We start from the raw sequence: 15,413 nt of genomic DNA, 5'->3' as shown, positions 1-15,413 counted from the left end.
TGGGTTGCTTGATTGCAGAAGGCCGGATCGCCACGGGCTGCCCGGCCGACGGCTCATCAGGCCACCTTCTTGGCCTTTTCGAAGGCTTCGTCAATGGTGCCCACCATGTAGAACGCTTGCTCTGGCAGGTGATCGCATTCGCCGTTCACGATCATCTTGAAACCACGGATGGTTTCGGCCAAGGGAACGTACTTGCCTGGGGAGCCCGTGAACACTTCGGCCACGTGGAAAGGCTGCGACAGGAAACGCTGGATTTTGCGAGCGCGGGCCACAGCCAGCTTGTCTTCAGGAGCCAGTTCGTCCATGCCCAGAATGGCGATGATGTCGCGCAGTTCCTTGTAGCGCTGCAGCGTACCCTGCACGGCGCGGGCCGTGGTGTAGTGGTCTTCGCCCACCACGTTCGGATCCAGCTGGCGGCTGGTGGAGTCCAGCGGATCCACGGCGGGGTAGATACCCAGCGAGGCGATGTCACGCGACAACACCACGGTGGAATCCAAGTGGGCAAACGTCGTAGCAGGCGAGGGATCGGTCAAGTCATCGGCTGGCACGTACACGGCCTGGATGGAGGTGATCGAACCGACCTTGGTGGACGTAATACGCTCTTGCAGGCGGCCCATTTCTTCGGCCAGGGTAGGCTGGTAGCCCACGGCGGAAGGCATACGGCCCAACAGAGCGGACACTTCAGTACCGGCCAGCGTGTAGCGGTAGATGTTGTCCACGAAGAACAGCACGTCACGGCCTTCGTCACGGAAAGATTCCGCAATGGTCAGACCGGTCAGGGCCACGCGCAGACGGTTGCCTGGAGGCTCGTTCATCTGGCCGTACACCATGGCCACTTTGGACTCGCCCAGGTTCTCCAGATTCACCACGCCGGAATCGGCCATTTCGTGATAGAAGTCGTTCCCTTCGCGGGTACGCTCGCCCACACCAGCGAACACCGACAGACCCGAGTGGGCCTTGGCGATGTTGTTGATAAGTTCCATCATGTTCACGGTCTTGCCCACACCGGCGCCACCGAACAGACCCACCTTACCGCCCTTGGCGAACGGGCACACCAGGTCAATCACCTTGATGCCGGTCTCCAGCAGTTCTTGCGAGGGCGACAGTTCGTCGTACGCAGGCGCCTTGCGGTGGATCGAAGCGGTCAGCTCCTGGCCCACAGGACCACGTTCGTCGATGGGGTTGCCCAGCACGTCCATGATGCGGCCCAGCGTCGCCTTGCCCACAGGCACGGTGATGGGGTTGCCGGTGTTGGTCACCATGATGCCGCGGCGCAGGCCGTCGGAGGAACCCAGGGCGATGGTACGCACCACGCCGTCACCCAGCTGCTGCTGCACTTCCAGCGTCAGGGCAGAGCCTTCCAGCTTCAGGGCGTCGTAAACCTTGGGCATCTGGTCGCGTGGGAACTCAACGTCCACCACGGCGCCGATACATTGAACAATCTTGCCTTGCACTTGAGCCATTTTTCGCTCCAATAAAGTAGTTTGTTGAGCTGCTTACACAGCAGCGGCGCCAGCCACGATTTCCGAAAGTTCTTTCGTGATCGCTGCCTGGCGCGTCTTGTTGTAGACCAGCTTCAACTCGCCAATGACGCTGCCGGCGTTGTCGGTGGCGGCCTTCATGGCCACCATGCGTGCCGACTGCTCGGACGCCATGTTTTCCGCAACCGCCTGGTAAATCAGGGACTCGACATAACGGACCAGCAGCTCGTCGATGACGCTTTGCGCATCGGGCTCATAGATGTAGTCCCAGCCGTGTTCCGTCTTCTCAGCCTGCATCTGCTCGGAGGACAGGGGGAGCAGCTGCTCCACCACCGATTCCTGCTTCATGGTGTTGATGAACTTGGTGTAGCTCAGGTACACCGCGTTGATCTTGCCTTCTGCGTATGCATCGAGCAGCACCTTCACCGGGCCGATTAGCTTGTCCAGGTGGGGGGTGTCGCCCAGGCCCGTCACGTGCGAAACCACCTTGGCGCCCACACGGTTCAGGAAACCCAGGCCCTTGTTGCCAATCGCCACGGCTTCGGTCGAGACACCAGCACCTTGCAGCTCACGCAGCTTGGTCGTCACGGCACGCAACACGTTGGTGTTCATGCCGCCGCACAGGCCCTTGTCCGTGGTGATGACGATCACACCAGCGGTCTTGACATCGTTCACCTTCATGAACGGGTGCACGTACTCCGGATTGGCCTTGCCGAGGTTGGCTGCAATGTTGCGGATCTTCTCGCTGTATGGGCGGGCAGCCCGCATCCGGTCCTGCGCCTTGCGCATTTTGGATGCGGCCACCATTTCCATGGCTTTGGTGATCTTCTTGGTGTTTTCCACCGATTTGATCTTGCCGCGTATTTCCTTGCCTGCTGCCATGATGGCTCCTCGTCCGGTTTAAGCGAACGACTTCTTGAACGCGGCGATCGCTGCGGTCAATTCGGCTTCTGCATCCTTGTCCATGGCCTTGGCCTGTTCCAGCTTGGCCAGCAAAGCGGCGTGGCTGGTCTTCAGGAACTGGTGCAGGCCGTGTTCGAAGTCGAGCACCTTCTTGACATCGATATCGTCCATGAAGCCCTTGTTCACAGCGAACAGCGTGGCGGCCATCAGGGAGATGGGCAGCGGGCTGTACTGTGCCTGCTTCAGCAGTTCGGTCACGCGGGCACCGCGATCCAGCTGCTTGCGGGTGGCTTCGTCCAGGTCGGAAGCGAACTGCGCGAACGCAGCCAGTTCACGGTACTGGGCCAGGTCGGTACGGATACCGCCGGACAGGTTCTTCACCAGCTTGGTCTGGGCAGCACCACCCACGCGCGACACCGAGATACCGGCGTTGATGGCGGGACGGATACCGGCGTTGAACAGGCTGGTTTCCAGGAAGATCTGGCCGTCGGTGATCGAGATCACGTTGGTAGGCACGAAAGCGGACACGTCGCCAGCTTGCGTTTCGATGATCGGCAGTGCGGTCAGCGAACCGGTCTTGCCCTTGACTTCACCCTTGGTGAAGGCTTCGACGTAGTCGGCGTTCACGCGGGCTGCGCGTTCGAGCAGACGGCTGTGCAGATAGAACACGTCGCCAGGATAGGCTTCTCGACCTGGTGGGCGACGCAGCAGCAGCGACACTTGGCGGTAGGCCACGGCTTGCTTGGACAGGTCGTCGTACACGATCAGGGCGTCTTGGCCGCGGTCGCGGAAGTATTCGCCCATCGTGCAACCCGAGTAGGCCGACACGTACTGCATGGCAGCCGATTCGGAAGCCGATGCGGCCACCACAATCGTGTACTCCATGGCACCGGCTTGTTCCAGAGCGCGCACGACGTTCTTGATCGACGATGCCTTCTGACCGATGGCGACGTAGATACAGGTCACGCCTTGGCCCTTCTGGGCGATGATGGCGTCGATGGCCACGGCGGTCTTGCCGGTCTGGCGGTCACCGATGATCAGCTCGCGCTGGCCACGGCCCACGGGCACCATCGAGTCGATGGACTTCAGGCCGGTCTGCAGAGGCTGGTCCACAGACTTACGGGCGATCACACCGGGAGCGACCTTTTCGATCACGTCGGTGAGCTTGGCGTTGATAGGGCCCTTGCCGTCGATCGGCTGACCCAGGGCATTCACCACGCGGCCGACCAGTTCGGGGCCCACGGGCACTTCCAGAATACGGCCCGTGCACTTGACGGTGTCGCCTTCGGAGATGTGCTCGTACTCGCCCAAAATCACGGCGCCGACGGAGTCGCGCTCGAGGTTCAGCGCCAGACCGTAGGAAGGCTGGCCGTCCTTGGTCGCGGGAAACTCGAGCATTTCGCCCTGCATCACGTCCGACAGGCCATGAACGCGCACGATACCGTCGGACACGGACACCACGGTACCCTGGTTGCGGATATCGCTGCTGGCGGCCAGACCTTCGATGCGGCTCTTGATGAGTTCAGAAATTTCTGCGGGATTGAGTTGCATGACTCTTTCCTTCTTTCTTTGGTTCGCTGTCCTCGTCGCGCGTTACGCAACGAGGGCCGCTTTCATTTGTTCAAGACGGGCCTTGACCGAAGTGTCCAGCACCTCGTCACCCACCACTACGCGAATACCACCGATCAGGGACTCATCCAGCTGTACAGCGAGATTGAGCTTGCGGCCGAAGCGCTTTTCCAGCGCTGCGCTGACCTCGGACAGTGCAGCACTGTCCATTGGAAATGCGCTGTACACGACGGCATCCGAGGAGCCGTTGCGACGATTCACGAGGGCACGAAACTGCGCAGCCACTTCCGGGAGCGCATCGATGCGTCCGTTGTCGATGACTGTGCGCAGGAAATTTTTGGCCATATCCGGCAGGGCCGAGCGGGCGACCCCGGTGAATACGGCGAACACCTGGTCTGCCGTCACCTTGGGGTTGTCCGCCAACTGACGCAGCTGGGGGTTGGCGGCAATCGCCGCCAGTTCGTCCATCCAGGCAGCAGTGCTGCCCAGATCGACGCCCGCGCCCGCAGTGGCAGCCTTGAACAAGGCATCGGCGTAAGGGCGGGCAATGGTGGCGAGTTCAGCCATGTGTGTCCCCTTACAGCTCGGTCTTCAGGCGGTTGAGCAGGTCGGCATGGACGCCAGCATTGACTTCCTTGCGGAGAATCTGCTCGGCACCCTTGACGGCCAGCGCTGCCACCTGCTCACGCAGGGCTTCGCGGGCTTGGACCGTCTGCTGCTCGGCTTCGGCGCGGGCTGCAGCAACAATCTTGTTGCCTTCCTCTGTGGCGCGGGCCTTGGCTTCTTCGATGATGGCCTGGGCACGACGGTCGGCGTCCGCAAGACGCGAGGCCGTTTCGTTGCGCGCCTGTGACAGTTCCTTTTCAACGCGCTGGTTGGCAGCGGTCAGTTCGGATTTGGCACGGTCGGCAGCTGCGAGGCCATCGGCGATTTTCTGGGCTCGTTCATCCAACGCCTTCGCGATCGGAGGCCACACGAATTTCATCGTGAACCACACGAGGATCAGGAAGACGATGGCCTGAATGAACAGGGTCGCATTGATACTCACGGCAACACCTTTCTAAAGTGGCGTTGAACGGGAATTACTTGGGCAGGTTGGCCAAGAGCGTGGAAACGAAGGGGTTGGCGAAAGCGAACAGCAGGGCGATAGCCACACCGATCAGGAACGCAGCGTCGATCAGACCAGCCAAGATGAACATCTTGGTTTGCAGTTCGTTGATCAGTTCAGGCTGACGTGCCGACGATTCGAGGAACTTGCCACCCATCAGGGCGATGCCGATGGAAGCGCCGATAGCGCCCAGACCAACGATCAGACCACAAGCCAGAGCGACGAGACCGAGAATGTTTTCCATGATGACTCCTGAGTTAAAAAAGAAAAGTTAAGGAAAGAAAAAACGAAAGAGAAACTTAGTGCGCGTTGTGCGCCTGACCAAGGTAGATCAGCGCGAGCATCATGAAGATGAATGCTTGCAGCGAGATCACCAAAATGTGGAACAGCGTCCAGATGGTGCCAGCGATGACGTGGCCCACAGGCAGCAGCACACCCGACAGCGACAGGGCCGCAGCACCACCCATGAGGGCGATGAGCATGAACACCAGTTCGCCAGCGTACATGTTGCCGAACAACCGCATGCCATGGGACACGGTGTTGGCGACATATTCAATGATCTGCATGAGCAGATTCACCACGCCCAGGATCAGGGCGAAGATAGGATTCTTGCTGGTGCCGAAAGGAGCCGACACCAGTTCGTGCGCCCAGCCGCCGGCGCCCTTGATCTTGACGCTGTACCAGAAGCGCAGGATCAGGATGGCGAAAGCGAGGCCCAGCGTGGTGGACAGATCGGCTGTGGGCACAACACGCAGATAAGCGTGGTGGGGGTCGTGACCTGCAGCGCCGTAGATCTTGGCCCAGATGGCGGGCAGCAGGTCCACAGGCAGCATGTCCATGAAATTCATCAGGAAGATCCAGACGAACACCGTCAGACCCAGGGGAGCGATGAACTTGCGGCTTTCGGCGTTGTGGATGTTGGCCTTGGCCTGGTTGTCCACCATCTCGACCAGCATCTCGACCGCAGCCTGGAAGCGACCGGGCACACCCGAAGTTGCCTTACGGGCAGCTGACCACAGAATCAAAAGGGTGAGCGCCCCCAGAACCAAACCGACGATGATCGAGTCGTAGTTGATGACCGTGAAATCAACGATCTTGGTCTGGTTGACGTTTTGAAGATGCTGCAGGTGGTGAACGATGTATTCACTTGCAGTCGGAGCGTGCGCTTCTGCGGCCATCGGACAACTCTTCTCTCTATCAATCGGTTTTTCGGACACCAGGCCGCACCAACAGTGCCACCCAGTACGTTTTCATTGCGGCCACCATGCCAATCAGCAAGGCAATCCAGCTCAAGCCCGGCACCAGCCGAGGTGCCGCCGCCAGCAGCGCCACCGTCAACATGATCTTGGCGATTTCCCACCCAAAGAACCCCACCATGGCAGCCCGCGGATTGGATGACGCCTTGTGGCGCAACACACCGCGGGCAAACAGCGCGGCCGGAGCCACCACTGCCAGAGCGCCGTAGGCTGCAGACCAGCCCACCACCGCCCTGCCCGTCAGAACCCAGGCCACCAGGGCCACCAGCATTCCGACCAGCGCCTGACCTGCCACCACCTTCCACACCGAGAGGGGCGGATGGCGACTGCGCCACTGCTGCGCCTCTTGGGCCGTCAGGGGCTTGAAGTCAGATTCTTCAGCCTCAATTTCAGTCTCTGGCGGGATTGTTTTCATTGATGAATGACGCCCGCGTTACAGACCGCAACTTTTACAAAGCCTCTAATTATAAGTAAAAACCCATGACACCAGACAAAAACCCGCAAACGTGCCTGTGGGCTTCGTGTGCGCCTGCTCTGTTGTGGTGATGCGCCAACGGCTTTTGCGCTCCAAAAACCTCGTGCAATGCACCGATCTGGCGCACGCCAAACACACAATTCAGACACCCTCATCAGCCCGTGGCGCACAATGACAGTGCATGCCTAGCTATTGAAACTGCAGCATCCCTACCACCGCGATCCACCATGACATCCTCCAATCCGCCGCCCGCCAACGGCCTCGATACCCAGGCCGCCGATCCACGCAAAGACTCGCTGATCGAATACCCCTCCAAGTTCCCGATCAAAGTCATGGGCGCCAAGGTGGACGGCTTCGTGCATGCCGTGACCGAAGTGGCGCGCCAGTTCGACCCTGCCTTCGACGCCGCCACCATTGAACTGCGCGACAGCCGCGCGGGCAATTACCTCGGAGTAACCATCACTATCACGGCGACCAGCCGCGAGCAGCTGGACGACCTGTACCGCGCGCTGTCCTCGCACCCGATGGTGAAAGTGGTGCTGTAACCGCCCGCTTGCAGATTGCGCCATGACGATTGACATCCGCCTGCTGGGCCGCGTGGACTACGCCAGCACCGTGCAGGCCATGCAGGACTACACGGCCACGCGTACGCCTTCCGACCCGGATACGCTCTGGATTTGTGAGCACCCACCGCTTTACACCCAGGGCATAGCAGGCAAAAGCGACCATGTGCTAGACCCGGGCGAGATCCCCGTCATCGCCACCAACCGGGGCGGACAGGTGACCTTCCACGGCCCCGGTCAGGTGGTGGCCTACCCGCTGATCGATCTGCAACGCGCGGGCTATTTCGTCAAGGAATACGTCTACCGTGTCGAAGAGGCCGTGATCCGCACGCTGGCGCACTTCGGCATCACAGGCCACCGGGTTGCCGGTGCACCCGGCATTTACGTGCGTCTGGATGACCCGCACAGCCACGCCATGCTGCCCCAACGCCCCCAAAAACGCACGGGCGCCGAGGCGCCCACGCCCGACTTCGAAGGCCTGGGCAAAATTGCGGCGCTGGGCATCAAGGTCAGCCGCCACTGCACTTACCACGGCGTGGCGCTGAACGTGGACATGGACCTGGAGCCTTACGACCGCATCAACCCTTGCGGTTACGCAGGATTGAAAACGGTGGACCTTTCTACAATCGGGGTCCACACCACCTGGGAAGAAGCCGCGCAGGTGCTGGGCCAGCAGCTCAGCATCCGGTTGGCGCCCTGAACTCTGCCTACAGCCATGAGCACCCCTGAAGTCGTCCGCGAAGCGCAATCCACCGAAGCCTACAACCCGCTGGCCAAGCAAAAGGCTGCGGCCAAGCTGTCGCGTATTCCGATCAAGGTGGAGCAAGGCGAAGTGCTCAAGAAGCCCGAGTGGATCCGCGTGAAGGCGGGCAGCCCCACCACCCGCTTCTACGAGATCAAGGACATCCTGCGCGAGCACAAGCTCCACACGGTGTGCGAAGAAGCCTCGTGCCCCAACATCGGCGAGTGCTTTGGCAAAGGTACAGCCACCTTCATGATCATGGGCGACAAGTGCACGCGCCGCTGCCCGTTCTGCGACGTGGGCCATGGCCGCCCCGACCCGCTCGACAAGGACGAGCCGCTGAACCTGGCCAAGACCATCGCCGCGCTCAAGCTCAAGTACGTGGTGATCACCAGCGTGGACCGCGACGATCTGCGCGACGGCGGCAGCGGCCATTTTGTGGAGTGCATCCAGAACATCCGCGAGCTGTCGCCCCAAACGCAGATCGAAATCCTGGTGCCCGACTTCCGTGGCCGCGATGACCGCGCGCTCGAAATCCTCAAGGCAGCCCCCCCGGATGTGATGAACCACAACCTGGAAACCGCGCCCCGCCTGTACAAGGAAGCGCGTCCCGGTTCGGACTACCAGTTCAGCCTGAACCTTCTGAAAAAGTTCAAGGCGCTGCACCCCAACGTGCCCACCAAGAGCGGCATCATGGTGGGCCTGGGCGAGACGGACGAAGAGATCCTGCAGGTGATGCGCGACATGCGCGAGCACAACATCGACATGCTGACCATTGGTCAGTATCTGGCGCCCAGCAACAGCCACCTGCCCGTGCGCCGCTACGTGCACCCCGACACCTTCAAGATGTTCGAGGAAGAGGCCTACAAGATGGGCTTCAGCCACGCAGCCGTGGGCGCCATGGTGCGCTCCAGCTACCACGCGGACCAGCAGGCGCACGCAGCTGGCGTGTAAGTAAGCCCGCAGGGACTGTCCGGTCCGCAGGTCTCGCCCATGGGCCCGAATGGTCTGCTCTCGTTGCGACACTACGGCGCCTCGCCGGGCAGCCACAGCCACGACCATTTCCAGATTCTGCTGGGACTCTCCGGAGCGCTGGACCTGGAGGTGGCGGGCCGTGGCGTGCGCGTGGAGCCCGGTGGCGGCTGCGTGATCGCCCCGGGCGACCGGCACGACTTTGAATCCACCCGCGGCAGCATCTGCCTGGTACTCGACAGCGCCCACCCCGACTGGGCGCGGTGCGCCAGCCCACGCCGTGCGACCACGCCGCCGGCAGACGCTTTGCCCCTGGCCCACTACCTGGCCAGTGCTTTGCGACAAGGCCGCCCGCTGGCGCAAGCCCATGGCCCCGCCCTGCTGCTGGAAGCCTGGCTCACCAGCGCCCGCGCCGACGCATCCGCGCCCGGCCCCACGCGCGGGCGCGCCATCGACTGGGCCGCTCTGCAGCAGTGGGCCGCCCAGCAGTGGCACCGGGAACTGACCGTGGCCGACCTGGCTGCGCAGGTGCACCTGAGCCCCAGCCAGTTTGCCGCGCGCTGCCGGGACGACCAGGGCATGGGCGCCATGGCCTGGCTGCGCGGCTTGCGCCTGGCGCAGGCGCGGGTGCTGCGCAGCACCGGCATGGCGGTGGCTGAGGTGGCCCAGCGCACAGGGTACCGCTCGCCTTCCGCCCTCACTGCGGCCTTGCGCCGGGCCGAGCACAACGCATAACGACACATCACGGCAGGCGACTGCGGGCAGCACCCTCTCATTCCATTTCCAAATCATTTGTGTCTAGGCGCGAAGCCGCAGGCAGTGCTGTAGCACGGCTAGGCGAAGCAACAACGACACGGATGATTGAGAAATGGAATCAAAACCTCGGCGCGCGACGACACACCGGTGTTGCGCGACGATCCACCACAGCAGGTGAGCGTAAGCTCGGCGCCATGCAAGCCAACCTCTATGCCCTGGGCGCTATTGCGCTGTGGGCTTCTCTCGCCTCGCTGGGGGTGTCCCTCACCCACATTCCGCCCTTCCTGCTCACGGGCATTGCGCTCATCATCGGCAGCGTGCCCGCATGGCCCTTTGTGCTGCGTGATCCGTCGCAGTGGCGCATTCCGCTGCGCACGCTGGCGCTGGGGGTGTACGGCCTGTTCGCCTACCACTTTCTGCTGTTCATCGCGCTGCGCCACGCGCCGCCGGTGGAGGCGAACCTCGTCAACTACCTGTGGCCGCTGTTCATCGTGGTGCTCTCGCCGGTGGTGCTGCCCGGTGTGGCGCTGCGCTTGCCGCATGTGCTGGCGGCGCTGCTGGGTTTTGGCGGCGCGGCCATCGCCATTGCAGGCGGACGCGAGTTGAGCGGCACGCTGGCCTGGGGCTACCTGCCCGCGCTGGCTGCCGCCTTCATCTGGGCCACCTATTCGCTCATGACCAAGCGCGTGGCGGCATTCCCCACCACGGCGATTGGCCTGTTCGGGCTGGTGTCTGGTGCGCTGTCGCTGCTGTGCCATGGGGTGCTAGAGCCCGCCGTGGCGCTACAGCCGCGCGACTGGGGGCTGCTGGCGGTGTTGGGTCTGGGGCCCTTGGGAGCGTCGTTCTTTATGTGGGACAAGGCACTGAAGCTGGGGGACGCACGGCAAATCGGCATCCTGAGCTACATCACGCCACTCGCCTCCACCGCGCTGCTGATTTTGGTGAGTGGCCGCACCTTCACCTGGAGCATTGCCCTGGCCACCGCCATGATCATCAGCGCAGCGGTGATGGGAATGCGGGCGCATTGACGGTAAAGGATCAACGCACCTGCGGCAGTAAAAATATAGAAAAATAGGCCGATAGCGCTAGTGGAATATGCCCCAGCAGCTATCAATTTTGAAGTAGCTACTGCGTCCCAGGGCGTCAGCCTTTGAGCAGCACGGCGGGCTCGTCGCCGTCCAGTACCTGCTGGGCCCAGGGGGCGAGCTTGCGCGTGTCGGCGCGCAGCACCTCCTGCTTGACGGCCAGGATCTGCGCCGGGTGCATGGAGAAGCTGCGCAGGCCCAGTCCCAGCAGCAGGCGCGTCATGGTCACGTCGCCCGCCGTCTCGCCGCACACACACACGCTTTTGCCCTGGCGCTCGCCCTCGGCGATCACATCGCCAACCAGGCGGAGCACGGCAGGGTGCAGCGGGTCGTACAGGTGCGCCACGGCCTCGTCGGCACGATCGATAGCCAGGGTGTACTGGATCAGGTCGTTGGTACCGATGGAGAGGAAGTCGAAGTATTTGAGGAAGGTGCGCACCATGAGCGCGGCAGCGGGTACCTCGATCATGGCGCCCAATTGCACCGGGCCGTAGGGCTCGCCACGCGCATCCAGCTCACCCCGGGCCAGATCGACCTGAGCGAGCGTCTGCTGGATCTCGTGCGTGTGCGCGAGCATGGGGAACAGCAGGTTGACCTTGCCATGCGCCGCGGCGCGCAGCACGGCGCGCAGCTGGGTGCGGAACATGGCCGGGTCGGCCAGGCTCCAGCGGATGGCGCGCAGGCCCAGGGCCGGGTTCAGGTAGCTGTCCTTGTGGGCCTTGTTATCCAGAGGCTTGTCCGCGCCCACGTCGATGGTGCGGATGGTGACGGGCAGCCCCTGCATGCCGTCGATGGCCTCGCAGTATGCACGGTACTGCTCGTCCTCGCCGGGCAGGTTGCCGCTTTTGCCCATGAACAGAAATTCGCTGCGGAACAGGCCCACACCCACGGCGCCAGCGCGCACGGCAGCGGCGGCGTCGCCGGGCTGTTCGATGTTGGCCAGCAGCTCGATCTTGTGACCGTCGATGGTGATGGCGGGGGTGTGGCGCAGGCGCGCCAGGCGCTCACGCTCCAGCTCGACCTGGCGCTGGCGAAAACCGTATTCGGCCAGGATGATGGGCGAGGGATCGACAATGACCACGCCCGCATCGCCGTCGATGATGACCCAGTCGTCCTGCCGCACCAGCTGGCTGGCGGCGCGCGCACCCACCACGGCAGGGATGTCCATGCTGCGCGCGACGATGGCCGTGTGGCTGGTCTTGCCGCCCACGTCAGTGACAAAGCCCGCGAACACGCTTTGCTTGAACTGCAGCATGTCGGCGGGTGAGAGGTCGTGCGCCACCAGTACCAGGGGAACGTCCACCGTGTCGTCCAGCAGCAGGTCTTGCTGCAGGCCCAGTTGCTTGTGGCGGCGTGGGCTGCTGGCCGGTGGCGCCACGGGGCTGGCCACGCCCTTCATGTGGCGCAGGATGCGCTCGACCACCTGCTCCAGGTCGGCCTTGCGCTCTCGCAGGTACTCGTCCTCCATCTCGTCGAACTGGCGCGCAATCACTTCGAGCTGGGTGGTGAGCGCCCACTCGGCGTTGTACAGGCGCTCGGTGATCCAGTGCTTGACGCCACCCGTGAGGGCCTCGTCCTGCAGCAGCATCAGGTGCACGTCCAGCAGCGCGGTCAGCTCGTGCGGCGCATCAGCGGGCATGTCGGTCTGCAGGCGCTGCAGCTCCTCGACCACCGCATTGCGACCCTGGCGCACGCGCTCAATCTCACCCTCGACCTGGGAGGGCTCGACAAAGTAGTGCGCCACATCCACCCGGCTGGACGCCACCAGCACGGCCCGGCCAATGGCAATGCCGCGTGCAACTGCGAGGCCGTGGACGGAGAAGGTCATGGTGGTGCGATCAAAGGTTCGGCGGGGTCAGGACAGGGGCGAGGTGGGCAGGCTTATTCACCCTCGCCAAACTTGTCGGCAATGAGCGCCAGCAGGGCGTCCATGGCCTCCTGTTCGCGATCTCCGCTGGTTTCCAGCTCCACTTCGGAGCCGAGCCCGGCGGCCAGCATCATCACGCCCATGATGCTCTTGGCGTTGATGCGGCGCTCTCCCTTGCTCATGAAAACGTCACACGGGAAGCTGCCGGCCAGCTTGGTGAGCTTGGCCGACGCACGGGCGTGCAGGCCCAGTTTATTGCTGATGGTCGTACGGGTCTTGATCATGTCGGTTACGGCGGTTCTGGTTCTGCGGCGCGGAAATGGCCACCTGCATCACCCCTTGGGTACCACCCACCACGGCGCGGCTCACCACGGAATCGAGCGGCTCGGCCCGGTAGCTCACGGCGCGCAGCAGCATGGGCAAATTGACGCCCGTCACCAGGCGCGAGCGCACGCCATCGACCAGGCGCTGCGCCACGTTGCAGGGTGTGGCGCCGAACACATCGGTCAGCACCAGGGTGGTGTCGGTGCCCAGCTGGTCCAGCATGATGCGCGCCTGGGCCAGCGATTCTTCGGGGGGTTGGTTGGGCTGCACATCGAGCGCAGCCACGCTGCTGCCGCAGTCGGCAAACACGTGCAGCGCACATTCGCGCAGCGCATGGGCCAGCGGGGCGTGGGCAATGATGAGGATGCTGGTGGGGCTCATGGTCACGACTCACGCCACGCGGAGATCAACGACGGGCCAGTCATGCAGAGGCGGCCGGTGGTTGCATCGGTGGTTGCGCAAGTGTTCATGGTGTGGGGGTTGTCAGCACATTATGGCGCCGCCCCCGAAGCAGGAACCACGCGTAGGCGCCAGCGTTGCATGCCAGGTACACCGCCATGGCCGCCTGAAACGCGGGCACGGTGGCCAGCCCCGCGGCCGCAAACGCGTCCACCGCCAGCCCGATGCCCCACTGCACCACAAACACGCCCACAAAAATCACGAGGTTGTAGGCCGACAGCGCCCGCCCAGCGAGCGCCTGCGGAAACGCCATGGCCACGGCGGGCTGCGACAAAGACACGAAAGTGCATGACACGCAGAACAGCGCCCAGGCGCCTCCCCCGGCCTGGGGCCCGGCCAGGATGATGCCCAGCAGCACGACCGAACACAGCGGCAGCCCCATGGCCATCAGTCGGTCGGCCCCAAACCCCTTGCGCAGCAGCCAGGGGTTGACCATGCCCCAGGTCCAGAAGGTGCACAGCATCGAAACGTTGATCCAGAACAGGCCTGTGGCCGACTCCAGCGCGGTGTAGCCCGCCACACGCTGCATCCACGGCCCGGCCCAGAGCGTCTGCATGGCCACCATGCCGCCGTAGCAGAAGAACCCCAGCGGCGCGAGGCGCTGGAAATAGGGGTGCCGCCATACCACGCCATAGCCCTGGGGCACGGCCTCTGCAGCGCCGGACTCGGCCTGCGCCCGCCCCGCCGGGCCCCACCCTGGCACCCACAGGGCAATCACGACCATCGACACCGCGATCAATACTGCCAGCCCCCAGAAGAGCGGGCGCCAGCCCACCAGCGGCAAGGCCCATTGCACCGGCAGCGTGGAGGCCACCATGCCGAGCGAGCCCGTCATCAACATCCACGAATTCGCCCGCATCTGCGCCACCGGCTCCAGCCACCGGCGGTAGCCGGTGAGCGGCGCCATCAGGCAGGCACTGACGCCCGCGCCGCACAACACGCGCCCGGCCAGCAGCCCCGAAAACCCTGTGGCCGCCGAAAACACCAGGCTGCCCACCACGGCCACGCCCAGAAAACCCAGTGCGACCTTCTTGGGCCCGTGCCGATCCAGCCAGGTGCCCAGCGGCAACTGCGTGGCCGAAAAGCCCAGGAAGTAGCCTCCCGCCAGCAGCCCCAGATCCCGCGCGTGCAGCGAGAACTCCTGGGCCAGCGTGGGCGCCAGGGTGGCCGTGACGGCACGCACCAGCGCCGACAAGAAGTAGGCAAAGGCAAATGCCAGAAAGACGATGACGGCCGCCCGCCGTGGCAATACGCCGCCGCTGCCGCTGCCGCTGCCGCTCATCGTCATGGCAGCGCCAGGCCGGCGAAGAACTGGTCGGCCACCTCCGGCCGGGGCTTGGTGGTGTAGACGACGGCGTGGTACAGCCGCACCTGCGGCCCTGCGGCACGCGCAAACCACACGGCCTGCGCCACCACCGCACTGCCATCGGGCCGCTGCCCCTGCGCCACCGTGCGCACCGACTGCGGCAGGGGCATGGTGCCGCGCGGCGCGTAGGGCACGTCTTTGGCGCCCGCTTCGGCCCCTGCCCCCAGGCGTGCCAGCATCGCAGCCCGCCAGTGGGTGAGCGCCGCGCCCACCTGGGCGGGGTCGGCCAACGCAGCATGGGACACGGCAAAGGTTGCGCCATCGGCGTCACAGCCCACCATGGACAGCTCCACCGGGGCACCGGCCAGCTCCACCGTGCGGGTGGCCTGGTCGGGCTTGCACGGCAGGGTGATGGTCAAATCCGCTTCGGGCAGCGGCACGGTCCGCCAGTTCAGCGCGGGACTGCAGCCCGCAATCAGCAGGGCGGCAGCCCCGGTCAATGTCCATTTCATCGGGGCATTATCGGCAGAGTCCCCCATGCTGGCTC

General features: G+C 63.8%; 18 protein-coding genes. 5 read left to right on the top strand and 13 right to left on the bottom strand.

Features of this window, described 5'->3' with window-relative positions; all coding sequences use genetic code 11:
• Positions 1–56: 56 nt before the first annotated feature.
• Genes atpD through C380_RS01940 form a run of 8 tightly spaced genes read right to left on the bottom strand, consistent with a single transcriptional unit; the run spans position 57 to position 6,732 of the window.
• Complete coding sequence (gene atpD, locus C380_RS01975) at positions 57–1,463, bottom strand: F0F1 ATP synthase subunit beta (RefSeq protein ID WP_015012215.1); 1,407 nt, start codon at positions 1,461–1,463, stop codon at positions 57–59.
• Between the two features lie 33 nt (positions 1,464–1,496).
• A complete protein-coding gene (gene atpG, locus C380_RS01970; RefSeq protein WP_015012214.1) occupies positions 1,497–2,363 on the bottom strand; it encodes a F0F1 ATP synthase subunit gamma in 867 nt (288 codons plus the stop codon).
• Positions 2,364–2,381: 18 nt separating this feature from the next.
• A complete protein-coding gene (atpA, locus tag C380_RS01965; RefSeq protein WP_015012213.1) occupies positions 2,382–3,935 on the bottom strand; it encodes a F0F1 ATP synthase subunit alpha in 1,554 nt (517 codons plus the stop codon).
• 42 nt (positions 3,936–3,977) lie between these two features.
• Positions 3,978–4,520, bottom strand: a complete 543-nt coding sequence (locus tag C380_RS01960) for a F0F1 ATP synthase subunit delta (RefSeq protein ID WP_015012212.1) — start codon at positions 4,518–4,520, stop codon at positions 3,978–3,980.
• A gap of 10 nt (positions 4,521–4,530) precedes the next feature.
• Entirely contained in the window at positions 4,531–5,001 is a 471-nt protein-coding gene (locus tag C380_RS01955; protein WP_015012211.1) for a F0F1 ATP synthase subunit B, read from the bottom strand.
• A 34-nt stretch (positions 5,002–5,035) separates the two neighbouring features.
• Entirely contained in the window at positions 5,036–5,305 is a 270-nt protein-coding gene (atpE, locus tag C380_RS01950; RefSeq protein WP_015012210.1) for a F0F1 ATP synthase subunit C, read from the bottom strand.
• A 55-nt stretch (positions 5,306–5,360) separates the two neighbouring features.
• A complete protein-coding gene (atpB, locus tag C380_RS01945; RefSeq protein ID WP_015012209.1) occupies positions 5,361–6,239 on the bottom strand; it encodes a F0F1 ATP synthase subunit A in 879 nt (292 codons plus the stop codon).
• Positions 6,240–6,258: 19 nt separating this feature from the next.
• Positions 6,259–6,732, bottom strand: a complete 474-nt coding sequence (locus C380_RS01940; protein WP_015012208.1) for an ATP synthase subunit I — start codon at positions 6,730–6,732, stop codon at positions 6,259–6,261.
• Between the two features lie 287 nt (positions 6,733–7,019).
• Here C380_RS01940 and C380_RS01935 point away from each other — a divergent pair, with 287 nt between their 5' ends.
• The 5 genes from C380_RS01935 to C380_RS01915 all read left to right on the top strand — a co-directional run bounded on the left by C380_RS01935 (position 7,020) and on the right by C380_RS01915 (position 10,853).
• Entirely contained in the window at positions 7,020–7,337 is a 318-nt protein-coding gene (locus C380_RS01935; RefSeq protein ID WP_015012207.1) for a YbeD family protein, read from the top strand.
• Between the two features lie 22 nt (positions 7,338–7,359).
• Positions 7,360–8,055 carry a lipoyl(octanoyl) transferase LipB gene (gene lipB, locus C380_RS01930; RefSeq protein ID WP_015012206.1) on the top strand — a complete coding sequence of 232 codons (696 nt, stop codon included), beginning with the start codon at positions 7,360–7,362 and terminating at the stop codon, positions 8,053–8,055.
• Positions 8,056–8,070: 15 nt separating this feature from the next.
• Positions 8,071–9,051: a lipoyl synthase gene (lipA, locus tag C380_RS01925; RefSeq protein WP_015012205.1), complete on the top strand. Its 981-nt coding sequence runs from the start codon at positions 8,071–8,073 to the stop codon at positions 9,049–9,051.
• Positions 9,052–9,090: 39 nt separating this feature from the next.
• Positions 9,091–9,804 carry an AraC family transcriptional regulator gene (locus tag C380_RS01920; protein WP_015012204.1) on the top strand — a complete coding sequence of 238 codons (714 nt, stop codon included), beginning with the start codon at positions 9,091–9,093 and terminating at the stop codon, positions 9,802–9,804.
• 215 nt (positions 9,805–10,019) lie between these two features.
• Complete coding sequence (locus C380_RS01915; RefSeq protein WP_015012203.1) at positions 10,020–10,853, top strand: DMT family transporter; 834 nt, start codon at positions 10,020–10,022, stop codon at positions 10,851–10,853.
• Positions 10,854–10,968: 115 nt separating this feature from the next.
• On the opposite strand, the gene ptsP is transcribed toward C380_RS01915, so the two are convergent.
• From ptsP to C380_RS01890, 5 genes are all read right to left on the bottom strand, one after another.
• Entirely contained in the window at positions 10,969–12,738 is a 1,770-nt protein-coding gene (gene ptsP, locus C380_RS01910) for a phosphoenolpyruvate--protein phosphotransferase (protein ID WP_015012202.1), read from the bottom strand.
• 53 nt (positions 12,739–12,791) lie between these two features.
• On the bottom strand, positions 12,792–13,061 hold the full coding sequence (locus tag C380_RS01905; RefSeq protein ID WP_015012201.1) for an HPr family phosphocarrier protein: 270 nt from the start codon (positions 13,059–13,061) through the stop codon (positions 12,792–12,794).
• Positions 13,030–13,482 carry a PTS sugar transporter subunit IIA gene (locus C380_RS01900; protein ID WP_015012200.1) on the bottom strand — a complete coding sequence of 151 codons (453 nt, stop codon included), beginning with the start codon at positions 13,480–13,482 and terminating at the stop codon, positions 13,030–13,032. Before C380_RS01900 ends, C380_RS01905 begins: the two co-directional genes overlap by 32 nt.
• A gap of 85 nt (positions 13,483–13,567) precedes the next feature.
• Positions 13,568–14,848, bottom strand: coding sequence for an MFS transporter (locus tag C380_RS01895; protein WP_015012199.1), 1,281 nt, complete (start codon positions 14,846–14,848; stop codon positions 13,568–13,570).
• Positions 14,845–15,378 (bottom strand): hypothetical protein, encoded by a 534-nt coding sequence (locus tag C380_RS01890; RefSeq protein ID WP_043565070.1) that lies wholly within the window; start codon positions 15,376–15,378, stop codon positions 14,845–14,847. Before C380_RS01890 ends, C380_RS01895 begins: the two co-directional genes overlap by 4 nt.
• Positions 15,379–15,413: the final 35 nt, after the last annotated feature.

It is taken from the genome of Acidovorax sp. KKS102 (genome assembly GCF_000302535.1).
Taxonomy (GTDB): domain Bacteria; phylum Pseudomonadota; class Gammaproteobacteria; order Burkholderiales; family Burkholderiaceae_C; genus Acidovorax.
This window is presented reverse-complemented; position numbering and strand designations above follow the sequence as displayed.

Excerpts from the sequence above, each read along its gene's own strand:
- C380_RS01905 (WP_015012201.1), bottom strand. The coding sequence starts at position 13,061 with ATGATCAAGACCCGTACGACCATCAGCAATAAACTGGGCCTGCACGCC.
- C380_RS01915 (WP_015012203.1), top strand. The coding sequence starts at position 10,020 with ATGCAAGCCAACCTCTATGCCCTGGGCGCTATTGCGCTGTGGGCTTCT.
- C380_RS01960 (WP_015012212.1), bottom strand. The coding sequence starts at position 4,520 with ATGGCTGAACTCGCCACCATTGCCCGCCCTTACGCCGATGCCTTGTTC.
- lipB (WP_015012206.1), top strand. The coding sequence starts at position 7,360 with ATGACGATTGACATCCGCCTGCTGGGCCGCGTGGACTACGCCAGCACC.
- atpD (WP_015012215.1), bottom strand. The coding sequence starts at position 1,463 with ATGGCTCAAGTGCAAGGCAAGATTGTTCAATGTATCGGCGCCGTGGTG.
- atpA (WP_015012213.1), bottom strand. The coding sequence starts at position 3,935 with ATGCAACTCAATCCCGCAGAAATTTCTGAACTCATCAAGAGCCGCATC.
- atpE (WP_015012210.1), bottom strand. The coding sequence starts at position 5,305 with ATGGAAAACATTCTCGGTCTCGTCGCTCTGGCTTGTGGTCTGATCGTT.
- atpB (WP_015012209.1), bottom strand. The coding sequence starts at position 6,239 with ATGGCCGCAGAAGCGCACGCTCCGACTGCAAGTGAATACATCGTTCAC.
- C380_RS01920 (WP_015012204.1), top strand. The coding sequence starts at position 9,091 with ATGGGCCCGAATGGTCTGCTCTCGTTGCGACACTACGGCGCCTCGCCG.
- ptsP (WP_015012202.1), bottom strand. The coding sequence starts at position 12,738 with ATGACCTTCTCCGTCCACGGCCTCGCAGTTGCACGCGGCATTGCCATT.
- lipA (WP_015012205.1), top strand. The coding sequence starts at position 8,071 with ATGAGCACCCCTGAAGTCGTCCGCGAAGCGCAATCCACCGAAGCCTAC.
- atpG (WP_015012214.1), bottom strand. The coding sequence starts at position 2,363 with ATGGCAGCAGGCAAGGAAATACGCGGCAAGATCAAATCGGTGGAAAAC.
- C380_RS01935 (WP_015012207.1), top strand. The coding sequence starts at position 7,020 with ATGACATCCTCCAATCCGCCGCCCGCCAACGGCCTCGATACCCAGGCC.
- C380_RS01940 (WP_015012208.1), bottom strand. The coding sequence starts at position 6,732 with ATGAAAACAATCCCGCCAGAGACTGAAATTGAGGCTGAAGAATCTGAC.
- C380_RS01890 (WP_043565070.1), bottom strand. The coding sequence starts at position 15,378 with ATGAAATGGACATTGACCGGGGCTGCCGCCCTGCTGATTGCGGGCTGC.
- C380_RS01895 (WP_015012199.1), bottom strand. The coding sequence starts at position 14,848 with ATGACGATGAGCGGCAGCGGCAGCGGCAGCGGCGGCGTATTGCCACGG.
- C380_RS01900 (WP_015012200.1), bottom strand. The coding sequence starts at position 13,482 with ATGAGCCCCACCAGCATCCTCATCATTGCCCACGCCCCGCTGGCCCAT.